16 protein-coding genes are annotated in these 21,221 nt (G+C 64.5%); 11 read left to right on the top strand and 5 right to left on the bottom strand.

From position 1 onward, the window contains the following. Positions 1-23 precede the first annotated feature (23 nt). The 6 genes from A6M56_RS12225 to A6M56_RS12200 all read left to right on the top strand — a co-directional run bounded on the left by A6M56_RS12225 (position 24) and on the right by A6M56_RS12200 (position 9,565). On the top strand, positions 24-1,190 hold the full coding sequence (locus A6M56_RS12225; protein WP_102079875.1) for an efflux RND transporter periplasmic adaptor subunit: 1,167 nt from the start codon (positions 24-26) through the stop codon (positions 1,188-1,190). Further along, the gene (locus A6M56_RS12220) at positions 1,187-4,354 is read left to right on the top strand and encodes an efflux RND transporter permease subunit (RefSeq protein WP_102079874.1); all 3,168 of its coding nucleotides are present in this window, start codon (positions 1,187-1,189) and stop codon (positions 4,352-4,354) included. Before A6M56_RS12225 ends, A6M56_RS12220 begins: the two co-directional genes overlap by 4 nt. Positions 4,355-4,356: 2 nt before the next feature. Then, a complete protein-coding gene (locus A6M56_RS12215) occupies positions 4,357-5,820 on the top strand; it encodes an efflux transporter outer membrane subunit (protein ID WP_102079873.1) in 1,464 nt (487 codons plus the stop codon). A gap of 99 nt (positions 5,821-5,919) precedes the next feature. Then, a complete protein-coding gene (locus tag A6M56_RS12210) occupies positions 5,920-7,251 on the top strand; it encodes a paraquat-inducible protein A (protein WP_102079872.1) in 1,332 nt (443 codons plus the stop codon). 47 nt (positions 7,252-7,298) lie between these two features. After that, positions 7,299-8,894, top strand: coding sequence for a PqiB family protein (locus A6M56_RS12205; RefSeq protein WP_102079871.1), 1,596 nt, complete (start codon positions 7,299-7,301; stop codon positions 8,892-8,894). Further along, positions 8,894-9,565, top strand: a complete 672-nt coding sequence (locus A6M56_RS12200; RefSeq protein ID WP_102079870.1) for a PqiC family protein — start codon at positions 8,894-8,896, stop codon at positions 9,563-9,565. The genes A6M56_RS12205 and A6M56_RS12200 overlap by 1 nt, the downstream gene beginning before the upstream one ends. A 43-nt stretch (positions 9,566-9,608) precedes the next feature. Here the strand turns inward: A6M56_RS12200 and A6M56_RS12195 are convergent, their stop codons facing one another. Further along, complete coding sequence (locus tag A6M56_RS12195) at positions 9,609-10,364, bottom strand: TetR/AcrR family transcriptional regulator (RefSeq protein ID WP_045787037.1); 756 nt, start codon at positions 10,362-10,364, stop codon at positions 9,609-9,611. 218 nt (positions 10,365-10,582) lie between these two features. Between A6M56_RS12195 and A6M56_RS12190 the strand changes: the two genes are divergently transcribed. From A6M56_RS12190 to A6M56_RS12170, 5 genes are all read left to right on the top strand, one after another. Further along, entirely contained in the window at positions 10,583-12,214 is a 1,632-nt protein-coding gene (locus A6M56_RS12190) for a bifunctional 3-(3-hydroxy-phenyl)propionate/3-hydroxycinnamic acid hydroxylase (protein WP_102079869.1), read from the top strand. 10 nt (positions 12,215-12,224) lie between these two features. Next, the gene (locus tag A6M56_RS12185) at positions 12,225-13,295 is read left to right on the top strand and encodes a VOC family protein (RefSeq protein WP_102079868.1); all 1,071 of its coding nucleotides are present in this window, start codon (positions 12,225-12,227) and stop codon (positions 13,293-13,295) included. 48 nt (positions 13,296-13,343) lie between these two features. Then, a complete protein-coding gene (locus tag A6M56_RS12180; protein WP_102079867.1) occupies positions 13,344-14,297 on the top strand; it encodes a fumarylacetoacetate hydrolase family protein in 954 nt (317 codons plus the stop codon). Between the two features lie 5 nt (positions 14,298-14,302). After that, positions 14,303-16,243: an acyl-CoA synthetase gene (locus A6M56_RS12175; RefSeq protein ID WP_102079866.1), complete on the top strand. Its 1,941-nt coding sequence runs from the start codon at positions 14,303-14,305 to the stop codon at positions 16,241-16,243. A gap of 160 nt (positions 16,244-16,403) precedes the next feature. After that, a complete protein-coding gene (locus A6M56_RS12170) occupies positions 16,404-17,129 on the top strand; it encodes an OmpW/AlkL family protein (protein ID WP_102079865.1) in 726 nt (241 codons plus the stop codon). Between the two features lie 601 nt (positions 17,130-17,730). On the opposite strand, the gene A6M56_RS12165 is transcribed toward A6M56_RS12170, so the two are convergent. The 4 genes from A6M56_RS12165 to A6M56_RS12150 all read right to left on the bottom strand — a co-directional run bounded on the left by A6M56_RS12165 (position 17,731) and on the right by A6M56_RS12150 (position 21,183). Beyond that, complete coding sequence (locus tag A6M56_RS12165; protein WP_102079864.1) at positions 17,731-18,468, bottom strand: response regulator transcription factor; 738 nt, start codon at positions 18,466-18,468, stop codon at positions 17,731-17,733. Positions 18,469-18,556: 88 nt separating this feature from the next. Continuing rightward, positions 18,557-19,342, bottom strand: coding sequence for a winged helix-turn-helix domain-containing protein (locus A6M56_RS12160; RefSeq protein WP_052698608.1), 786 nt, complete (start codon positions 19,340-19,342; stop codon positions 18,557-18,559). A 144-nt stretch (positions 19,343-19,486) separates the two neighbouring features. After that, on the bottom strand, positions 19,487-20,503 hold the full coding sequence (locus A6M56_RS12155; RefSeq protein ID WP_045787030.1) for a fimbrial protein: 1,017 nt from the start codon (positions 20,501-20,503) through the stop codon (positions 19,487-19,489). Continuing rightward, on the bottom strand, positions 20,500-21,183 hold the full coding sequence (locus tag A6M56_RS12150) for a fimbrial biogenesis chaperone (RefSeq protein WP_238587563.1): 684 nt from the start codon (positions 21,181-21,183) through the stop codon (positions 20,500-20,502). Before A6M56_RS12150 ends, A6M56_RS12155 begins: the two co-directional genes overlap by 4 nt. Positions 21,184-21,221: the final 38 nt, after the last annotated feature.

The raw sequence follows: 21,221 nt of genomic DNA, 5'->3' as shown, positions 1-21,221 counted from the left end.
GCCATCACTTGCTTGGAAACATCGTGAAACATCCCGGTCGTCATGCGCAAACGACAGCGCGCCCCCACCTGTCCGTTGTCGGGCGTTCCAAACGTGCGCCCCTTGTCATTGCTGCCTGCTGCGCTGTACTGCTGGCGGGCTGTCACCACAGCGAAACCCTGGTCAGCGCGCCCAAACCGGTCGTTGCGCTGACGCTGCACCCGGACGGCAACGCCGTTGCCAACACACTGCCGGGGCAGGTGCAGGCGCGGTACTCCACGCCGCTGTCGTTCCGTGTTGCCGGCAAAGTGGTCGAGCGCCGCGTGCGCATCGGCGATAGCGTCAAGCAAGGCCAGGTGCTGGCGATGCTCGATCAGGCTGATTTGCGCAACGACCTTGCCAACGCTCGGGCGCAGCTGGAAGCTGCTGAACATCGTCTCGTCTATGCCAAGCAACAGCTTGACCGCGACCGCGCCCAATTGCAGGCGAACCTGATCGCGCCGGCGCAGATGGAGCAGACGCAGGACGCCTACGCATCCGCGCTTGCGCAACGCGATTCGGCGCGCGCGCAGGCCGCACTCGTTGGCGATCGCCTGCGCTACGCGACGCTGGTGGCAGACCACGATGGCGTCATCACGTCGGAGGACGCCGACACCGGTCAGAACGTCCAGGCAGGTCAATCGGTCTATCACCTCGATTGGACGGGCGACGTCGACATCGTTTGCGATGCACCGGAGAGCGCACTGTCCTCGCTGACCATCGGCAGCAAGGCTCGCGTGAGCCTTCCCGCCGCGCCCTCGCAAACGTTCGAGGCGCGCGTGCGCGAGGTATCGCCGACGGCCGATTCGCAAAGCCGGACGTGGCGGGTCAAGTTGTCTCTCGTGGCGCCGAACGCGGCGGTGCGCATGGGCATGACCGCCACGATCGCCTTCGATGCCAAGGGCGAGGTGGGAGCCGCGCGCCCGTTCAAGCTCCCGGTCACGGCGCTCTTTCACCGTGGCGAGGAGCCCGCAGTCTGGGTGGTGCGCGCCAACACAGATACCTTGGAGCTGCGCCCGGTCACCATCGCGCGTTACGACGAGCGCAGCGTGCTGGTCGCTTCCGGCCTGCACGACGGCGATCGCGTTGTGATGCAGGGCGTGCACGCCGTGAACGCCGGCCAACACGTGCAGGTGGTTGCCCCGCTGCACCCTGAGGACTTCGCATCATGAGCGCCGACGATCGCGAAACCGTGCAAGGCACGGCGCCGGCCGCGGCGTCTGCATCTCAGGCGGACGAAGGCGGCTTCAACCTGTCGGCATGGGCTCTGCGCCACCAGCAGCTGGTGATCTTCCTGATTGGGCTGGCGACGCTTTTTGGCGTGATTGGCTACACGCATCTCGCGCAGTCGGAAGATCCGCCGTTCACGTTTCGGACGATGGTGATCCAGACGTACTGGCCCGGCGCCACCGCGCGCGAAGTCCAGGAGCAGATCACCGACCGCATCGGGCGCCAGCTCCAGGCGGCGCCGTATGTCGACAACATCAAGAGCTATTCGCGTCCCGGCGAGTCGATGATCTTCTTCGCCATGAAGGACTCGGCGCCGGTGAAGGACGTGCCCGAGACCTGGTATCAGGTGAGAAAGAAGGTGGGCGATATCCGTGCGACATTGCCCAAGGGAACGGTCGGGCCGTTCTTCAACGATGAGTTCGGCGATGTCTACACCAATATCTATGCGCTGGAAGGCGATGGCTTCTCGCCGGCGCAGCTGCACGACTATGCAGACAAGCTGCGGACCGTTCTGCTGCGCGTGCCCGGCGTCGCCAAGGTGGACTACTTCGGCGATCCGGCCCAGCACGTCTTCATCGAAATCTCGAACACGCAGCTGACCCGCCTCGCCATCACGCCGGAGCAGATCGCACAGGCCATCGACGCACAGAACACCGTGGCACCGGTCGGCACGATCACGACCGCCGATGACCGCGTCTTCGTGCGGCCGACCGGCGCGTTCAAGGATGTGCAGGCGCTGGCCGACATGCTCATCACCGTCAACAAGCGCACCTTCCGGCTGGGCGACATCGCCAAGATCACACGCGGCTATGACGACCCGCCCGTGACGCAGATGCGCGCCAACGGCCATGCCGTGCTGGGCATCGGCGTCACGATGCAAAAGGGCGGCGATGTGATCGACCTCGGCAAAGCCCTCGACGCAACGGCGGGTGAACTGCAGGCGACGCTGCCGGCAGGGCTGAAGCTGTCTCCGATTTCGAGCATGCCGCATGCCGTCAAGCACTCGGTGGACGAATTCGTGCGGTCGGTCGGTGAAGCCGTGGCGATTGTGCTGATCGTGAGCCTTGTATCGCTGGGCTTGCGCACGGGCATGGTGGTGGTGATTTCCATCCCCATCGTGCTGGCGGTGACCGCACTGTGCATGCACATCTTCGGCATCGGGCTCGACAAGGTTTCGCTCGGCACCCTGGTGCTGGCGCTGGGGCTGCTCGTGGACGACGCCATCATTGCCGTCGAGATGATGGCCGTGAAGCTGGAACAAGGGTGGAGCCGCCTGCGCGCCGCCGCCTTTGCCTACTCGAGCACGGCATTCCCGATGCTGACCGGCACGCTGGTGACGGTGTCCGGCTTCCTTCCGATCGCGCTCGCCAAGTCGAGCACGGGCGAGTACACGCGCTCGATTTTCGAGGTGTCCGCCATCTCGCTGATCGTGTCGTGGTTTGCTGCCGTGGTGCTGGTGCCGCTGCTGGGTTATCACATGCTGCCCGAGCACAAGAACGGCGCCTCTGAACACGGCCATGACCACGACATCTACAACACCGGCTTTTATCAGCGCCTGTCGGGGTGGATCGCGTTCTGCATCCAGCGCCGATGGGTGATCCTGGGTGTGACGGCGGTGCTGTTCGCGCTGGCCATGGCGGCGTTCACGCGCGTGCCCCAGCAGTTCTTCCCGAATTCGGAACGCCCTGAATTGCTGGTGGATCTGCGCTTGCCCGAAGGGGCGTCGTTTGACGCCACGCTGCGCGAGGCCAAGCGCCTGGAGAAAGCGCTCGACGGTCGAAAGGAGATCGAACACTTTGTCGACTACGTCGGCACCGGCGCTCCGCGTTTCTATCTGCCGCTGGATCAGCAGCTTCAGCAGCCGAACTTCGCGCAGTTCGTGATCACGGCCAAGAACGTTGAAGAACGCGACGCGCTCTCGCGCTGGCTCAACGCCACGCTCGAGAAGGATTTCTCCGGCGTGCGCACCCGTGTGGCCCAGCTTGAGAACGGCCCGCCCGTGGGCTTCCCGATCAAGTTCCGCGTGAGCGGCGACGACATCGCCACCGTGCGCAGCATCGCCGAGAAGGTGGCCGAGAAGGTCCGTGCCGACGCGCGCACCCAGAACGTGCAGTTCGACTGGGATGAACCGGCAGAACGTTCGATGTCGTTCGAGATCGACCAGATCAAGGCGCGTCAGCTTGGCGTGACGTCGGAGGATGTCTCCAACTTCCTCGCCATGACGCTGTCCGGCTATACGGTCACGCAGTATCGCGAACGCGACAAGCTCATCAACGTCGACCTGCGCGCGCCGAAGACGGAACGCGTCGACCCCGCCAGGCTGGCCGGCCTGGCCATGCCGACGCCCAACGGCCCGGTTCCGCTCGGCGCGCTTGGGCATATGCAGAACAAGCTCGAGTACGGCGTGATCTGGGAACGCGATCGCCAGCCGACCATCACGGTGCAGGCCGACGTACGCGGCAACGCGCAGGGCATTGGCGTGACGCGTGACATCGACCAGGCCCTGGCCGACGAACGCGCCAAGCTGCCGGTTGGCTATCGCATCCAGATTGGCGGCGCGGTGGAAGAGAGCGTGAAGGGCCAGACGTCCATTAATGCTGAGATGCCGCTGATGATCATTGCCGTACTGACGCTGCTGATGATCCAGCTCAAGAGCTTTTCGCGCACGTTCATCGTCGTGCTGACGGCACCGTTGGGCCTGATTGGCGTGGTGACTGCGCTGCTGCTCTTCGGCAAGCCGTTCGGGTTCGTGGCGCTGCTCGGCGTGATTGCCATGTTCGGGATCATCATGCGCAACTCCGTGATCCTGGTGGACCAGATCGACCAGGACATCGCGGCCGGCCAGAAACGCTTCGACGCCATCATCGGCGCAACGGTGCGGCGCTTCCGGCCCATCATGCTGACAGCGGCCGCCGCCGTGCTGGCGCTGATTCCGCTGCTGCGCTCCGGCTTCTTCGGGCCGATGGCCACCGCGCTGATGGGCGGTATCACCATCGCCACGGTACTGACCATCTTCTTCCTGCCGGCGCTGTATGCCGCGTGTTTCAAGGTGCGGCCGGACGAACGGCAAGTGCCTCCGACCGGCACCGCAGCCCTGGAGAATTGATCATGAAACTCTCTCGTATGACGTGCGCGCTTGCAGCGACGTCGGTGCTCGCGCTCACGGCGTGCTCCTTGGCACCGACCAGCACGCCGCCAGCCGTGCCTTCGCCGGAGCACTATGGCGTGACCACGCCGCCTGCAAAGACGGTGGAAGCTGCAGGCGTTGCCCAGCAGTTTGATGTGGGCGCCGCACCTGTGCCGCAGTGGTGGAAGCTCTATCGCTCCGATGCATTGAACGCGCTGGTGGAAGAGGGCTTGCGCAACAACCCCACGCTGGCCGCAACGCAGAAGACCTTGTCCGCCGCGCAGGAGGAATTGCGTGCGCAGGTAGGGGCATCAACATTGCCGTCCCTCGACGCCGGGGCGCAGGTCGCGCGCCAGCGTACGCCAAACCTCGCTGGCGTGGGGCCCGAGGCGCTGCGCTACAACGTGTTTGTTGGGCAGTTGCAGGCGCATTACACCTTCGATCTCTTCGGTGCGACGCGCTATGCCAACGCCGCGAGCGCGGCGCGGGTGGATGTGCGTGGCTGCCAACTGGAGGCAGCACGGCGTGCGCTCGCAGCGAATATTGTCGGCACGGTCATCAATGCGGCCGCGCTGGATCAGCAGATCGCCTTGACGGAGCGTCTCGTTGTGGTGGCAGACGCCGCGGCGCGGGATGCCCAACGGCGGTACGAGCTGGGGGCGCTCTCACATGCGCAGGCGCTGGCATCCACGCAGAGCGCCGCGTCGCTGGCGGCGACGCTGCCTCAGCTGCGTCAACAGCGTGCGGTGTCCATCCATGCATTGGCTGTGTTGCTGGGCCGCACGCCGGACGCAGCGCCCGCGGTGCCGGAATTCAGCAGCCTTTCGCTCCCGAACCAGGTGCCTGTGGCGGTGCCATCGGATCTGCTGCGGGCACGGCCGGATATCCGCGCTGCCGCCGCTGCAGTCAGGGCAGCGTCCGCAGACGCGGGCGAGGCCACCGCGCAGCTGTTCCCAAGCCTGTCGCTCACAGCCTCGCTCGGTCGCGGTGGGTTGAGCTGGCCGGCGTTGCTCTCAGGTGCAGGCGGCTTATGGGCGGTGGGCGCCGGGCTGTCGCAGCCGATCTTCCACGGCGGCGCATTGATGGCGCACCGCCGGGCCACGCTGGAGCTGTATGACGCCGCGGTCCTGCAATACAAGTCGGCTGTGTTGTCGGCATTTGAAAACGTTGCCGATGCGCTCGCCGCGCTCGAGAACGACGCGCAGACGCTCGCTTCAGCCGAAGTGGCGTCGTCCGCAGCGCGTACAGCGTTCAACGAGACCGCATCGCGCCGCCGCCTCGGTGCGCTGCCGGCATCCGCGGAGCAGTCGAGCGAGCAGCAGTACCTGACTGCGCAACTCGACACCGTGCGTGCGACCAGCCGCCGGATGAGCGACACGGCGGCGCTGCTCCAGGCCATGGGCGAACTGCCCGAAACCACCGCTCAGACGATCGCCAAAGACTGACATTGCCTTGGGTCGGGCTCGGCCTCCACGCCACAAGCGTGGAGTGCCGTGCTTCGCCTGCAATGTCGCTTGGCTAGTCGATTGGCTTAGTCCACGCCCATGGAATCCGCCCACCTGATTGCCTGTCATGAGTGCGACCGCATGTTTCGGCGGCCGCCAATGTTGGACGGTTTGAACGTCCGGTGCTCGCGTTGTGCGAGCGACCTGACCAGTGTCCACAGCGCCCGCCCGACATTGGACGCCGTATCGGCAATGGCGGTTGCGGCGCTCATTACGCTGCTGATCGCCCAATGCTTCCCGATCATTACCCTCAGGGCGCAGGGCATGGCGTCGCAAGCCACGTTGTTTGACGCGGTGTCTTCGCTATGGGCGGGGCACATGCGCTTGGTGGCTGCGGCCGTGTGGTTCACGACCACGCTGTTTCCGTCGATGGAACTGGTCGCCTTGCTGTACGTGTTGCTTCCCTTGCGCGCGGGCACTGTGACGCCTGGCTTTCGCCACGTCATCCGCTTCCTGCAATGGCTGCGGCCTTGGGGAATGATCGAAGTGTTCATGCTGGGCGTGCTCGTCACGACGGTGAAGATGATCAGCCTCGCGCGGGTGATTCCCGGTGCCGGCCTGTTTGCATTCGCCGCGTTGACGGTGCTGCTGGCGCTTGTGTCGCGGTTCGATCCACACAGGCTCTGGCATGCCTGCGACGAAATCAGGGCAGGGGATGGCGCAACGCCGTCTGCTGAACTGCGAGCTGACTCGCCGCAGAACGAAGCCGACGTGGCCGACCCGGTCAAGGGCGTCTGCGCGAAGCAGGCGGGGCTCGTGGCGTGCCACACATGCGGCAGCGTCCAACCGTTTCAGCGGGGCGAGGCACACCAGCGGTGCCATCGTTGTCATTCGATCCTGCACGAACGCCGCCCGGCCAGCGTTTCGCGGACAACCGCCTTGCTGCTTGCCGCTGCGCTGCTTTACATCCCCGCCAACCTGTTGCCGGTGATGCACAGCACTTCGCTCGGCCGTTCGGAAGACGACACCATCCTGAGCGGCGTGGCGTACTTCTGGACGTCCGGCGATTGGGGTCTGGCCGCCGTCGTCTTCATTGCCAGCGTGGTGGTGCCGATGCTCAAGCTCGCCATTCTTGCGGTGCTGGTATTTGCGGCACATCGGCGCTCCACATGGCGTCCGCACGAAAGGACACGGCTCTATCGCTTGGTCGAACGCATCGGCCGGTGGTCGATGCTCGATGTGTTCGTCGTGGCGCTCACGGTTGCGTTGGTGCACTTCGGCTCCTTCGCCGTCATCACCGCGGGCCCGGGCGCACTGGCCTTTGGCGCGGTGGTGATCCTGACCATGATCGCCTCCATGCAATTCGACCCCCGGCTTATCTGGGACCCGATTCCCGACGCCGATGCCGACGCCGCGCAAAGCGACTCCTGAACGCATCCCGCGCACACCCCTCGTTCGCCACCTCTTCTTTCCAAGCAATGCGTCCTATCGATCTCCCCCTTCCCGACATCACGCCGCCGCGGCGCTGGCTTCCGTCCATTGTCTGGCTCGTGCCGTTGATCGCCGCGCTGATCGGGCTCGCGCTCGTCGCCAAGACCATCTCCGAGAAAGGCCCGGTCGTCACCGTCACCTTTGCCAATGCGGAAGGCCTCGAAGCTGGCAAGACGAAGGTCAAATACAAGGATGTCGAGATCGGCACGATTCAGGCCATCTCGCTCACGCCGGATCTGAAGCGCGTGATGGTGACGATTCAACTGGCGCGTGAAGCTGAGCGCTTTGCGGCCAAGGACACCCGGTTCTGGGTGGTCCGCCCGCGCGTGGGCGCGAGCGGCATCTCCGGGCTGGGCACGTTGCTTTCCGGCGCGTATATCGGCGTGGATATTGGGCATTCCAAAGAGAGCCGGACCCAGTTTGTCGGGCTGGAGAGTCCGCCATCCGTCACCACCGATCAGCAAGGGCGCCAGTTTTCGCTGCACGGCGATTCGCTCGGTTCGGTCGATATTGGTGCGCCGGTTTTCTATCGCCATCTGCAAGTGGGGCAGGTGGTGGGTTTTGCATTGGACAAGCAAGGTGGGGGCGTGCAGGTGAAGGTGTTCGTCAACGCCCCCTACGACAAATACGTGGGCACCAACACGCGCTGGTGGCATGCCAGCGGGGTCGACCTGCGGCTCGATTCCAGCGGCTTGAAGCTGAATACGCAGTCGCTGGCGACCGTCATCGTCGGTGGGCTGGCGTTTCAGTCGCCGCCGGGCCAGGCGGATGGGCCCCCGCCACCGGATAGCACCGTGTTCCACCTGGCGTCCGATGAAGCCGATGCGATGCGCGAGCCCGACGGTGCGCCGCTGACTGTGGTCATGCGGTTCAACCAGTCGCTGCGTGGCCTGTCTGTTGGCGCGCCCGTGGACCTGCGCGGCATTGCGCTGGGCAACGTCACCGACATCGGCATTGAATACGACGAGGCTGGCAAAACGTTCAGCATGCGCGTCACGATGGCGCTGTATCCGTCGCGGCTGAGCCGGCGCACCAACACCTCGCTTCCTGCGCCGGACACGCCAGGCGGCCATGAACTGCTGCAGCACTTGGTCATGCAAGGGCTGCGCGGGCAGTTGCGCATGGGCAACCTCCTGACGGGCCAGTTGTACGTGGCGCTCGACATGTTCCCCAAGGCACCACGTGCGACGGTCGATGTCCACCGGTCCCCGGTCGAGTTGCCGACCGTGCCGAATTCGCTGGATGAACTGCAGGTGCAGCTTGCCGACATCGCGAAGAAGCTGAACCAGGTGCCGTTCGACAAGATCGGCAACAACCTGAATGGCACGCTCGAAAATGCGAACCGCCTGTTCGGTCATCTCGACGCAGACGTGGTGCCGCAGGCGCGGGACACGCTGGCCTCCGCACAGCAGACCTTCAATGCAGCGCAGGCGACGTTGCGGCAGGACTCACCGCTCCAGTCGGACGTGCATGACGCGATGCAGGAACTGACGCGCACGCTTCAATCGGTCAATGCGCTGACGGACTATCTGGAGCGTCACCCGGAATCGCTGCTGTTCGGCAAAAAAGGAGATGCACGGTGATGGTGTCGTGGCTCCCAATTTGCCGCGTCGGTGCCGGCGTGGTTGTCTGCGCAGCGCTCGCGGCATGCAGCTCGCCGCCGGCGCGCTTTCACAGCTTGCTAGGTGGTGATGCCGATAGCGTTGCGGTGGCCGCACGGGCGCAGGCACCCGCACGCGCCTTTTTCGTTGATGTGGTGTCGGTGCGCGTTCCGCCGTCGGTGGCGGGCAGGCGGCTCGTCGTCCAGGCCGGTTCAGGGCAGGTCGACGTCCTGGAAATGGACCGCTGGGCGTCGCCTGTGGGCGATGAGATCCGTGCGGCGCTGTCGTCCGGGCTGGCGTTGCAGACCGGCACGATGGATCTGCACGGTCTTCCCTACGATGGGAAAAGGCCGATCTACCGCGTGGCCGTGGATGTACAGCGGTTTGATGCGTGGCGCGGCTCGCACGTCCTGATCGATGCCGTCTGGACGATTCGTACTGCGGATGACCGTCAACTGCTGACGTGCCGCAGCGTCGTCCAGGAGGACGTCTCCGCCGGTATTGACGGCGTGGTAGAAGGCCATCGGCGCGCGCTGAAGGCGCTGGCTTCGCAGATGGCCGATGCGGTGGTGGCTTACGCTGCCGAACCGTCAGAGGTCGCGCGATCGAAGCGAGATTGCCTGGATTCGGCGGCTAGCACCGTCCGCAAGTAAGGTTGTTTGCGTAGACGCTCGCGTTTCAACGCGGGCGCTCAGGTCAGCTTGCGCTGTCGGCTGTTTCCACAACGGGCAGCGGCCGGGCGGCCACTTTTTCGGCTTCAGCGCGCTTGAGCCCCAGCGTCTGCAGCAGCGCCGCCGCCGTGCGCTCGGGGAAATGGTCCCCAGAAAATCCCAGCTCCTTGACGACATCCGCGGCTGGCGCACCGGGCGCCAGAAAGTTGAGTTCGGCCGAGATGGCGGTCAGCACGGTGCCGCCGACCGACAGGAATCCGATGAACGGATCCACCACGACAAACCGCTTTGCCGCGATGCCGCGCTCGATATCGCGCAGCAGGCGCTGACCGAGGCCGTGCGTCAGCACGCGCGCCGAGAAGCCCTCGCGAATGAGGAAGCGTCCCCACACAGGCTCGCGCCGCGCCCGAACCAACGTATGCCGCACCGACACCGAGATGATCTCGGCCGGGTCGGATAACCCTTCCGTCAGCTTGTCGAGCGAATCGGCGAACTCCTCGAACACCGCGCTCACCAGCGCGGCGTAGATGGCTTCTTTCGACTCGAAGTGGTTGTAGAACGACCCGAAACCCACATCCGCGGCCTCGGTGATTTCGTTGATGGCCACGCCCTCCATGCCCCGATCCGCCATGAGCCGGAGCGCGGCGTCGAGCAGCCGCGCGCGTGTTTCCCGTTTGCGGCGTGCGCCACGGGGCTCGCGCTCGTCGGTGGCAGGCGCCGCAGGGGTAGGCGTCTTTGCGACGGAGCGCTTCGGGGTTCGGCGAGTCTCGGTGGTGGCCATGATGGTCTTGGGGTCCGTCCTGTGGTCCTTGTCGTGGCTGCAATTATAGATTTGAATGTCGATATTGACAAAATCATCAGCGATGACTCTAATGTCAGAAAAGGTGAAAAACCTGACCGAGACGTAGACAAAGAAACGGAGTAGCGGTGGAGACAAATGCACATGCGCGTGCCAGTTCACGCGCCACGGCTGGCGCACGCCCCCGGGCGGCTGGCGCGATGCCATCTGAGGTGGACGTCCTTGTCGTCGGGCTCGGCCCCGTCGGGGCCATGCTGGCGCATCTGCTCGCGCGCCACGGCGTGAGCGTGATGGCGATCGACAAGGCTCCCGACATCTACATGGCCCCGCGTGCCATTGCGCTGGATAACGAGGCCCTGCGGATCCTGCAACAGGCCGGAATCGGGCAAGGGGATTTCGAAACGGTAGCCATTCCCCACGTCCGCATGCATTCACCCTGGCTGGGCGAATTCGGGCGGGTGAACACGCTGGGCAGCCTGGATGGCCATCCGAAGCTCGTCACGTTCTATCAGCCCGATCTGGAGCGCTGCCTGCGCGCACGCCTGGCCGCGCACGATGATGTGCATGTTGCGCTCGGCACCACGCTGCTCAGTCTCACGAATCTGCCGGATGGCGTACTGGCTTCACTGGACGTCGGCTCCGGGCAGGTGCGCCGGGTCCGCGCTCGCTACCTGGTGGGCGCAGACGGGGCGAGTTCGCTCGTGCGCCACCTGATCGGGCAGGAATTTCGCGGCACCACGTATGCGGAGGATTGGCTTATCGTCGATGCGCGTCACGTTCCCCGGCCGATCGACCATGTGGAATTCCTCTGCGACCACCGGCGCCCCACGCCGCACATGGTCGCCCCAGGCGCGCGCGAGCGCTGGGAGTTCATGCTCCAGCCGGGCGAGCGACGTGAAGAGATGGAGTCGGACGGCCGCATTCGCGAGCTGCTGGCGCCATGGACCGACGTTGACAACATCACGATCGAACGCAAGGCGGTCTATCGCTTTCATGCCAGAACCGTCGACCGGTTCAGCGTGGGCCGGGTATTCCTCGTTGGCGATGCGGCGCACATCACCCCGCCGTTTGTCGGCCAAGGGCTGGTCGCCGGGCTGCGGGACGCCGCCAACCTGAGCTGGAAGCTGGCCTGGGTGCTGCAAGGACGGGCCGATGCGCGGATTCTCGATAGCTACGACGAGGAACGCCGCCCGCACGCGAAAGCCATGATCAATCTCGCGCGGTTCATGGGCAAGCTGGTGATGCCGCGCAGTGCGCCCATCGCGCTGCTGACGCACGGCTTGATGCGCTTGACGCGGCTGGTGCCCAGCCTGCGCTCGCAGTTTGAAGAACTGCGCATCAAGCCGAAGAACGCGTTCAAGACCGGGCTGTTCGTCAAAGGATGTTCGTCAACCAAGCTGATGCGCGGTGGCGTGATCCCGCAGGGCTGGGTCAGGAATGCCGAGGGGCACACGTGCCTGAGCGACGACGTGCTCGGCCACGGCTACACGCTCGTCGGTTTCGGCTGCGACGCCCGCGCGGCGTTGGAGCCCGCAACGGCAGCGGCATTCGAACGCCTGGGCGGCACGTTCGTTCGGATCGCACATCGCGGGCAGCCTCTGCACCGCGAGGTGCCCGGCGTTTGGGAAGACCTCAACGGCACGTTCCTTCCCGACGCGGTGCCGGTGGGTTGGGCGGCCGTCGTGCGTCCGGACCGCACGGTCGCCCATGACGGGCCAGCCGCCCAGGCAGACCGCCTCGTTTGCGAAAGCCTGGCGCTGCTCGGCAACCAACCTGCGCCCATGCCCGCAGCGGACACCGCCGCTGCCGTTGCCGCCGTTCAATCCGCCTGAGTGCCTTGCCATGAAACTCACCACAGCACAGCCTGCACGCCATCCGCAGCCGACGACCAAGGCGTTGGCGCTGGCCTACCTGATGTTCGATCGGCCCGACCTCGAGCGCGCCGAGCGGTTCCTCAATGACTTTGGTCTCGTGACGGTTCAGCGCGACGAGGCGACATTGCTCTTGCGCGGCACCGGCCCCGCGCCGTTCTGCTATGTCGTGCGCAAGGCGCCAAAGGCCGCTTTTGCCGGCTTCGGCTTGCAGGTGGCCGGACGCGCCGCCCTGGATGCCCTTGCGAAACTGCCCGGAGCCTCGATCGTGGAGCCGTCGGATTGGCCGGGTGGTGGCGAGCGCGTGCGACTCGTCGATCCTTCCGGGTTCCGCGTCGATGCGATTGCCGGTCAGGCGCAGACAACCGAATTGCCGCACCGTTCACCGTTGCCGCTCAACTCGGCAGACGCCGCCGTGCGCATCAACGCAACGCAGCGGCCACCCGTGGGCACGCCGGAGGTGATTCGCCTCGGGCATGTCGTCCTGGAGCTGGCCGACTTTCAGGCCACTTGCGCCTGGTACACGCAGCACTTCGGTTTCATCCCGAGCGACGTGCAGGTGTTGCCCGACGGCTCGCCTGCGGTTGCATTCATGCGGCTGGATCTGGGCGATACGCCGGCCGACCACCACACGCTCGCGCTGGCGCAGGGCTTTGTGTCGAAGTACAGCCACAGCGCCTTCGAACTGATCGATGCCGATGCCGTCGGCATGGGCCATCGCATGCTGCGCGAGCAAGGGTGGAAGCACGCCTGGGGGCTGGGCCGGCACATCCTCGGCAGCCAGATTTTCGACTACTGGCAAGACCCGTGGGGCGACAAGCACGAGCACTACTGCGACGGTGACCTGTTCACCGCCGACCTGCCGACCGGCATTCACCCCGTCAGCCGCGAAGCCATGTCGCAGTGGGGCCAGGCCATGCCGGCCAGCTTCACCAAGCCGAAGCTGACACCGGCGGCCATTGCGGCCCTGATCCGCAACCTGCGGCGCAGCCCCGACCTGACGCTGCGCAAGCTCGTCACGCTCGCCCGGCTCTTTGCCTGAGGCCGCACAAACGCCGTCGGCCGTCATCCATCCAACGCATCGTTCGCCATGTCCATCAATATCGTTCGCTTTGAATACCAGGATCAGACCCAATGGGGCGTGATCCGCGATACCCGCATCACGCCCGTGCCCGGTACTTATGCCACGACGGGTGACTTGGTTCGCAACACCACGCTTGCTGGGCTTGCTGCGCTGAGTGGAGAAACACTGCCCGTGTCGGCGGTGAAGCTGCTGTCTCCGGTCACGCGCAACCAGCAGTTCATCTGCCAGGGCGCGAACTACCGCCAGCACATGATCGAGTCCGGCATGGACCCGGACGTGAAGACGTACAACATGATCTTCACCAAGGCATCGAGCTGCATCGTCGCGGCCGACAGCGACGTGATCAAGCCGAAGCGCGTGCAGTTTCTCGATTACGAAATCGAGCTTGGCCTGGTGATGCGCAAGGCGATGCATGGGCCAGTCGACGTGACCGAAGACAACCTGCACGAATATGTGGCGGGCGCCGTGATCGTGAACGACTATTCCGCGCGCGACGTGCAGATCCCGCAGATGCAGTTCTACAAGGGCAAGTCGTTCCGTACGTTCGGGCCGGTGGGCCCATGGCTCACGCTGCTGGAACCGCGCGAGATCCCGGCGCTCCGGAGTCTGCAGCTCAAGCTGACCGTCAACGACAAGCTGCGGCAGAACGACACGACGGCCAACCTCGTCTACGGCCCGGCCGAGACGCTGACCGAGCTGTCCCGCGTGCATGACCTGGAAGCAGGCGATCTGCTGGCCACGGGCACGCCGGCGGGCTGCGCGTTGTCGGTTCCGTCGCCGACCAAGCAGAAGATGGCCGCGATGCTGCCCGAGAAGGCGAAGTGGGAGATGTTCCTGAAAGTGCAGGCCGCGCGCCCTCAGTACCTGAAGCCGGGCGACGTGGTGGAAGCGCGGATCCATTCGGCGGATGGGCGGATCGATCTGGGCACGCAGCGCAATCGCATCGTTGCCGAGGAGTAAGCGCCATGTCCGGTTTTTCCAGCCTGCAGGACGTGGAAGCCGCGGAAGGGCAGGGTCTTCCGCCCGATCTTCCGTCGAGCACCTACGAAATGATCCGTCGCGGCGCCAGCCTGAATCCGCAGGCGCCGGCATTGAGCTTCTTTCTGAGCGTCAATGACCACCGCACCCCGCAGACGTGGAGCTACGCGGCGCTTCTTGAACGCATCACGCAGACGGCCAATTTCTTCGACAGCATCGGCGTCAAGAAAGACAGCGTGATTGCGTTTGTGCTGCCCAACCTGCCGGAAACACATTTCGTGATCTGGGGCGGCCAGGCGGCCGGCATTGTCGCGGCGTTCAATCCGCTGCTCGAAGGGCCCGCGCTGGCCGAGCTGCTCAATGCCGCCGGTGCGTCGGTGCTGGTCACGTTGGCACCGTTTCCCGGCACCGATACGTGGGTCAAGTTGCAGCCGCACTTGCCCGCGATCAAGAGCCTGCGGCACCTGGTGCTGGTCAACCTGGCCGACCGCGTGCATGGCGCGGCGCAATGTGCCGCGCAGATCCAGAAGAACGAAGTGCTGCGCTTGCTGGGCCCGCAGGGCGTGCATGGTGCAGTCCCGATGTCGGTGCGCGTCCACGATTTCAACAGCGCGATCCAGGCGCAGCGTGCAGACGGCCTGAACAGCCGACGGCACATTGCTGCGCACGATGCGTCTTCGTACTTCTGCACCGGCGGCACCACGGGCTTGCCGAAGATCGCGATGCGCACGCATGGCAATGAAGTTGCCAACGCGTGGAGCACGGCGCAGGTGTTGGGCGAAGGCATCGGCCCCGGCAAGGTGGTGTTTTGCGGCTTGCCGTTGTTCCATGTGAATGGCGTTCTGGTGACCGGGCTGCTGCCGTTTTCCAGGGGCGCGCATGTCGTGCTCGGCACGCCACAAGGCTATCGCGGCGAGGGCGTGATCCAGCGCTTCTGGGAGATCGTGGAGCACCACCGCGTGAACTTCTTCAGCGGCGTGCCGACGCTCTACGCTTCGCTGCTGCAGGTGCCCGTTGGCGAGCGCGATGTGCGATCGCTCGAATACGGCCTCTGCGGCGCCGCGCCCATGCCGGTTGAAGTCTTTCGCCGCTTCCAGGAGCAGACCGGCATCAAGATTCTCGAAGGCTATGGGCTGACCGAAGCGACGTGCGTGAGCAGCGTCAACCCGCCCATGGGCGAGCGCCGTCTTGGCTCCATCGGCCTGCGCGTGCCCATGCAGCCGATGAAGACCGTCGTGCTGGACGAGGGGGGCGCGTACCTGCGGGATTGCGCGGTAGACGAGGTGGGCGTGGTGCTGGTGTCGGGCCCCAACGTCTTTTCGGGCTACCGCCAGGCCGCGCAGAACGAGGGACTCTGGATCGATACGGGCGATGGCCGGCGGTGGCTCAATACCGGCGACCTGGCTCGGCAGGATGGACAGGGCTACTTCTGGCTCACGGGCCGCAAGAAGGAGCTGATCATCCGCGGCGGCCACAACATCGATCCGCAGACCATCGAGGCGCCGCTGCATCGTCACCCCGCCGTGCAGATTGCCGCCGCCGTGGGGCGCCCGGATGTGCATGCGGGCGAGTTGCCGGTTGCCTACGTGCAATTGCGCGCCGGTGCGTCCGTCACGGAAGCCGACCTGCTCGCCTTCCTGAAGGCGGAAATTGCCGAACGTGCGGCGCTGCCCCGGCAGGTCAACATCATTGAAACCATGCCCCTGACCGCGGTGGGCAAGATCTTCAAGCCGGCACTCAAGCACCGTGAAACGCGTGATGCGCTGTCTGCTGCCCTCAAGGATGCGGGTATCTCATTTGAGGCGCTGGAGGTGGCGGAAGACAAGTCCAGAGGTCTCGTTGCGTCGGTCAAGCTCGACGCCTGCGCATCGATTGCCACCGCGCGTGAAGTGCTTGGACGTTTCCCATTTCCCTTTTCCATCAATTGAAGTGCGGATGCGCCAGCGTTGTGGCGCATCGAAACGAAGGAGGAATTCCTCGCCCGCCCACCGTCGCATTCAATGTCGCATGAGCGGGTGAAGTGCCCCGCGCCGCATCACGGCGCATTCCAGCAGTTGCAGTCCCTACATTAAAAAAAACGGAGACAACATGAAGACCACACGCGCGGCAATGCTCTTGTCGCTCGCGGCGACCTCGCTCGCCCATGCGCAGTCGGCAGGGCAGTGGGTCGTCAACGCGGGCTGGGTGCATCTCGCCCCTCAGGATTCCAGCCAACCGCTGACGGTGAATGCGCTCGGGCAATCAGCCGTGGTGCCGGGCAGCGGGTCCACGCTGGCCAACGCCAATACCTTTGCGCTCACCACGCGGTATTTCGTCACTGACCATGTAGCGTTGGAAACGGTGTTCGGCGTTCCGCCCAAGCTGCACCTGCGCGGCACCGGATCGCTGGCGGCGGTCGGCGAAATGGGCACCGCACGGGCGTGGAGCCCGGCCGTGCAACTGCAATACCACTTTGGTGACCCGGATGCGCGCCTGAGGCCGTATCTTGGCGCGGGGCTGGCCTATGTGTGGTATCGGGATATCGAGTTGAGCCGGCCGCTGGCAACGGGGCAGATACTGGCCTCGCCCACCACGGGCTCCATGCTGGTCGGCCCGACCACGGCATCGCTGAGCAAGTCGTTCGCGCCCCTCGTCAATGCCGGGTTGACGTACAACCTCGACGCACATTGGTCGATCGGCGCATCGGTGTCGTATATGTGGCTATCCACCAAGACCACGCTGACGACGCAAGCGCCCGTGGGCACCGTGACAACGACGACGAAGGTGCGGATCAACCCGTTGGCGAGCTTTCTGTCGGTGGGGTATCGGTTCTAAAACGGGGGAAGGGCGCAAAAGGCATGCGGCACGGGAGCCATACGCCTTCCACGGCTGACCCGGAGGTAGCGGGAATGCAGGCATGCGTCGGGCGCCCACCTTGCCGGTTGGCATTCCGGCTCGACGCGGGAATGCGCCGGACCGGCAGCGGCCAACCCGGCCCCGTCGCCCCACGTCGTCCTCTCGCAGAGCGCCGAGTGTCACGGTGTTGATTGCGTATGCCGATGTCAAACGTCCGATGTTGACCGTCCAACATCGGCGCGCAACCGTCGAACAGTGGCGCGCGGCCCTCAGAGGCCCGAACGCGGCCCAAAAACATCCGACCCATCGGAGCTTCGAGGGCCGAGCTTCGCCGTCAAAGACTCGACGTTGACCTGTTGAGGCTGAAGCGCCACCGTCTGGGGCTCGAAGGCGGCTGTCGGAGGTCGAACATGTCGAGCTTGAAGAGCGGAAGGCGAATGTTTGAGGTGCGTCTTCCACCCGCTGAAGGTCGATGCCGGATGTTGGAGGGGCATGTTCCGGCGTCAGAGGCTCGTGTGCGGGGTTAGACCCGGCTTCGCAACACAGGCTTCAAAGCAATCGCCCCGGAGCGCCAGAAACGCTACGCACGGAGGGCGTAAGGCAGTGCCGGTACAAATTCCTCGCCGCTCTGGACCAAATGGCGCTCAAGCCGATAGCCGACGTTGTAGACCCCGCGCAGGACTACGCCATTGTCTTCATACAGCCCGAGTTTGGTCCGCAGCCGCGATACATGGGTGTCGATGGTCCGCGTCATCAGTGGAGCAGTGCGCCCCCAGGCCAACGCAAAGATCTGGCTGCGTGACAGGGTGCGATCGATGTTGGTAAACAGCAGCAGCGCAAGGCGGGTTTCTATCTCGGTCAGGTCGGCAGGAACACCGTGCACCCGAACCATGCGTCGTGAGGGCGCGACGTTGAACGCGCCCACGGTAAAGCTGGCCTGGTGCATTCTGGCGGGGTACACGCGTCGCAATAGCGCCGTGACGCGGGCCGAGAAAGCCAGGGCTCCGGTTGGCATTTCCACATAGTCGTCCGCCCCACCGTCAAGCAGGCGGGCGATGGCAAGCTGGTCTGGTTTGCTGCCGTAGATCAGAGCCGGGACAGTCTGGAGAGCGCGTGAGCGCAGGAACGCCAGCGCTTCAAGAATGTCCGCATGATCTGCGGCGTCATGCAAGACAACAAGATCGTACGAAGCCTGATGAAGGGTGCTGACAAGCGCTTCCAGCGTTGTCAAGCGAACAACCTCGTGGCCGAGGTGCCTCAAGGTGCTTTCCACCCAATCTCCGTCGTTCGATGCGGAATGGACGAGCGCGATGTGCATAGAAATTCCTGATGTGAATCGGGCGTGCTATCCGGAAGCCGCTAGCCGTTGGCGATGATGTCGACGGTGTCGATGTCGGCATGCCGAGTTACCGACCCAGAGTCAGCGCCTCGCCTTCTCTGCCGGTGTATTCGAATGTCGCGCCATCGGTGGGTTCGAGGTCCTCAGCCGGAGAGAATCGATATCCGCCGGATCGCACGGTCTGCACCCACCCCTCGGAGTGGGTGCCTTCGAGCGCCATGCGCAGCTTGCGTATGTGCACATCCACCGTACGTTTTCCGATGCAGAGGCAGTTGCCCCAGACCTGCGCCAACAGTTCTTCTCGTGAGTGCACGCGCCGCGGGTTGGCTACGAGAAAGCGCAGCAGCCGGAAGGCAATGGGGCTGAGCACAATCCTTCGGGGGCCGAGTTCGGTTTGTGCAGTCACGGAATGCGACATCGCGTGCAGTTGGAGACTGTGCATTCGGCTTTCCAGCTCCGTTGCAACCCAGCCGCTGCGCCGTAGAAGCGCACGGATGCGGGCGTGCAGCTCTCCCGCGTGGCACTGTCCGCTCCAGACCTCATCGGCACCCGCATCGAAGGCTGAGATACGTGCTGCGGGTGTGGCATCGCGCACCGCCGCGATTACCGGCAGCCGGGCGGTGTGCGCATTGGAACGCAGAGAACGCAGGTCGCGAAGTGCTTCTTCATCGATTGCGCCGAGCGACAAAAGGACAACGTCGGCCTTCGCAGTGATGACGGCCGCGTGTGCGCCTGTCGGGTCATTGACGTGCGTTGTGCTGTAGCCGCCTTCGCGCAGCGCCGCTATCACGCGATCGAGCCACCAGCGATCAGTCCCGACGACGAGCGTCCGAACAGCCCATGCCTGATTCATCTTTGACCTCGAATGACGATCGGACGCGACCAGAAAGAGGGCGCCATTCCGTGCATCGCAATTGGACGGATACGATCCCGTGCGGAGCCCGCCGGGCCGTGTTCTGCGTAGGTGTGCATTGTTTTCACTGCTTGTCGACTCTCGCTAGTCGTACAGAATCTGAACGGTGACCACGGCCGTGAACGGCCCGATCTTCGGGGCGCCCAGCGGCTTGAGCGTTGCCGTCATCGGCACATCGATGTAGGTGTCCGATGGCGAAAACGTGGCCAGCGAAAACGGCTCGCCGATCGGAAGCATCTTGCCGGTCCGGTCCTGGATGCTGATGCCGAAGTGGCTGTCAGCCGATGGCAGCACGAGCCCATCTTGCAGCGGGTTCGATGTCTGGAAATAGCCATTGATCTTGACCGAGGTTGTGCACTGCTGCTTGGTCAGCGCGAGGCTGAACGGCCGGGTCGGAGCCGTGGGCGAAAAGCCTGTCGGTGTGGCTTGAACCTGTCCGAAGTCGACGATGCCGGGCTCCGGTGTGACCGTGACATCGACAATGCACGGCGTCGGCTTCAGGTTCTCCAGCCCGCTCAGGATGTATTGAAAGCTCGTATTGCAGCAGTTCAAGCCCCGTGCGCCGTCGAACTGGAATACGGGATAGGTGTCCTGCGGCACGCCCGTCCACGTGCCGCGCTTTCTGACGACGACTTGATACGTGATGCTGACCGGCACCTTGGGGCACAGGCCTGCATCGAAATCCGCGGTCGTACACACGGGCACGATGTCGCCCGTCGGCACGCCGGTGCCCACTTGGTTGCTGGCTCCGAAGTGGTCGACGCCCTTGTAGCGGATACCGATCTCCAGGCCCCAGGCAGCGGGGTCCATGTTGGCGGGATTGGCGTAGAAGAAGACGGGGTCCTCCCACGACACGCCGGCACGCAGATCCTTGTAGCAGTAGCCGGTCGTCGTGCGCGTGGGCGATATCCAGATGATGTAGCCGTCTGGCGCGTTGACAGGATACGTTTGCACGGAGCCGATCGGCTCGACAAACTTGTCGGCACCACCGGAAGCGACGCAGCGCATGGCCATCGCCGATTGCGATCCGAGCACACAAGCCAGTGCAAGCATGGCTTGGAAAGCGAGCTTCGCCACGAACCGTTGAGCAGACGTCGTCATGGCTGCGCGCTCCGGCACGTTGCGCCGTCGCAGGTGTACTTGACGGCGTTCTGTCCACCCCAGTCGTTCATATGAGAGACGTACAGCGTGGCCGGCAGCGCGCCGGAGAAATCAGCTTCAGCGGTGGCCTTGGGCGCGACCATGACCGCATCGAACTTCAGCGTCTTTTTCTCCTCACCCGCAGCAAGCTCCACCACCGTGATGTGAAGAGGCGTCGGGTTGTCGAGCACCAACTTATGGCGTGATGCGTCGAGCCGCAGCGTCATCGGGAGAGACGGATCGTCTTCGGGCTTGGGTTGCACGCCCTTGGGCCGGTAGAACAGTTTGATCTTCGAGTGCAGTGCGATCTGGATCGCATTCTGCGCGTCCGTCTTGGGCGGAATCTCCCTCACGTTCAGATAGAAGACCGATTCCCGGTCCGTCGGCAGCATATCGCCGGGCAGCTTCACGATGCGGAGGATGTTGCGCTCGTTCGGTTCAATGCGCTGCAGCGGAGGCAGCACCATGAAAGGCGAGGTGATGCGCTTGCCTGCAGCGTCCTCGATCCACGACTGGACCACGTAGGGATACTTCTCGCTCTTGTTGGCGACGGTCAGGCTTTCCGATTGCGACTCGGCGTTGTAGATGATGCGTGTGCGGTCCGGAACGACCGCCGCGTGCACCGGTGAGCAAAGCTGCATCAGGATGCTCAGGCCTGCGAAGTACGAGATGGGGGCGA

The organism is Ralstonia sp. RL (assembly GCF_001683835.1).
Taxonomy (GTDB): domain Bacteria; phylum Pseudomonadota; class Gammaproteobacteria; order Burkholderiales; family Burkholderiaceae; genus Ralstonia; species Ralstonia mannitolilytica.
The sequence above is the reverse complement of the archived record's forward strand: the minus strand, read 5'-3'. Positions and strand labels throughout refer to the sequence as shown.

Bases quoted from the DNA above. Each gene is read 5' to 3' on its own strand.
- A6M56_RS12170 (WP_102079865.1), top strand. From the start codon at position 16,404: ATGAAGACCACACGCGCGGCAATGCTCTTGTCGCTCGCGGCGACCTCG.
- A6M56_RS12190 (WP_102079869.1), top strand. From the start codon at position 10,583: ATGCCATCTGAGGTGGACGTCCTTGTCGTCGGGCTCGGCCCCGTCGGG.
- A6M56_RS12215 (WP_102079873.1), top strand. From the start codon at position 4,357: ATGAAACTCTCTCGTATGACGTGCGCGCTTGCAGCGACGTCGGTGCTC.
- A6M56_RS12185 (WP_102079868.1), top strand. From the start codon at position 12,225: ATGAAACTCACCACAGCACAGCCTGCACGCCATCCGCAGCCGACGACC.
- A6M56_RS12160 (WP_052698608.1), bottom strand. From the start codon at position 19,342: ATGAATCAGGCATGGGCTGTTCGGACGCTCGTCGTCGGGACTGATCGC.
- A6M56_RS12180 (WP_102079867.1), top strand. From the start codon at position 13,344: ATGTCCATCAATATCGTTCGCTTTGAATACCAGGATCAGACCCAATGG.
- A6M56_RS12195 (WP_045787037.1), bottom strand. From the start codon at position 10,364: ATGGCCACCACCGAGACTCGCCGAACCCCGAAGCGCTCCGTCGCAAAG.
- A6M56_RS12150 (WP_238587563.1), bottom strand. From the start codon at position 21,183: ATGCAGCTTTGCTCACCGGTGCACGCGGCGGTCGTTCCGGACCGCACA.
- A6M56_RS12220 (WP_102079874.1), top strand. From the start codon at position 1,187: ATGAGCGCCGACGATCGCGAAACCGTGCAAGGCACGGCGCCGGCCGCG.
- A6M56_RS12210 (WP_102079872.1), top strand. From the start codon at position 5,920: ATGGAATCCGCCCACCTGATTGCCTGTCATGAGTGCGACCGCATGTTT.
- A6M56_RS12205 (WP_102079871.1), top strand. From the start codon at position 7,299: ATGCGTCCTATCGATCTCCCCCTTCCCGACATCACGCCGCCGCGGCGC.
- A6M56_RS12175 (WP_102079866.1), top strand. From the start codon at position 14,303: ATGTCCGGTTTTTCCAGCCTGCAGGACGTGGAAGCCGCGGAAGGGCAG.
- A6M56_RS12200 (WP_102079870.1), top strand. From the start codon at position 8,894: ATGGTGTCGTGGCTCCCAATTTGCCGCGTCGGTGCCGGCGTGGTTGTC.
- A6M56_RS12165 (WP_102079864.1), bottom strand. From the start codon at position 18,468: ATGCACATCGCGCTCGTCCATTCCGCATCGAACGACGGAGATTGGGTG.
- A6M56_RS12155 (WP_045787030.1), bottom strand. From the start codon at position 20,503: ATGACGACGTCTGCTCAACGGTTCGTGGCGAAGCTCGCTTTCCAAGCC.